Origin of the sequence: Methylobacterium sp. J-068, from assembly GCF_022829445.1 — a bacterium.
In the GTDB taxonomy this organism is placed as follows: Bacteria; Pseudomonadota; Alphaproteobacteria; order Rhizobiales; family Beijerinckiaceae; genus Methylobacterium.
In genome coordinates, this window is the sequence record NZ_JAKSXY010000038.1 from 1 (window position 1) to 714 (window position 714).

Genomic DNA, 714 nt, shown 5'->3' on the forward strand with positions numbered 1-714 from the left:
GGTCTGGCCGGTGGAGTTCGAGTACGCGAACACGCCGTTGTTGGCGTTGTCGCGGTCGAGGTTCACGTACAGGCCTTCGACCTTCAGCGTCACGGCCGAGGACTTGAAGAAGTTCAGGAACGAGTCGGTGGGCAGGGCGTATTCGATGCCGCCGCCGGCGGTCCAGCCGGTGCGGAAATCGTTGCGGCTGCTGTTGGGCAGGCCGAAATCGGAGCCGCCGCCGCCGCCATAGGCGAAGCCGCCGGTGCCGTACACGAGGGTGCGGTCGAAGGCGTAGCCGAGGCGACCACGGACGGTGCCGAAGTAGTCGAGGCCCGACAGGCCGTTCGGGTTGACTGTGGCGGGTGTGTGTTGAGTCTGTGGAGTAGGGTGGTGCGGCGTCGAGCGGCTCGGCCAGCAGCGCGGAGGCGAGGCGAAGAAGGCCGGGGATCGGGTTCTCGGCCAGATCCGGATAGGCGACGTGGCCTTGGCGTCCACGAACGGTGAGACGGCCCGTGAGCGAGCCGCGCCGGCCGATCTTGATCATGTCGCCCAGCGAATCCGGGTTGGTCGGCTCGCCGAGCAGCACATCGACCAAACACCCACACACCGCACCGCCCCCCACGTACCACTTCACACCGCAGTTGATCGCCGGCCCCTCCTCGTCGCCGGTGATGAGGAAGCCGATCGAGCCCGGGAAGTCGGGAACGGCCGCGTCGAGGTAGTCGAGGGCGG

Annotated in this window: 2 pseudogenes; both read right to left on the bottom strand. The window is 67.8% G+C overall.

The features are described 5' to 3' along the window. Positions 1–333: pseudogene (locus MKK54_RS03005) on the bottom strand (outer membrane protein); the annotation flags it as partial. A 46-nt stretch (positions 334–379) separates the two neighbouring features. Further along, positions 380–714, bottom strand: a pseudogene (locus tag MKK54_RS03010) (peptidase dimerization domain-containing protein); the annotation flags it as partial.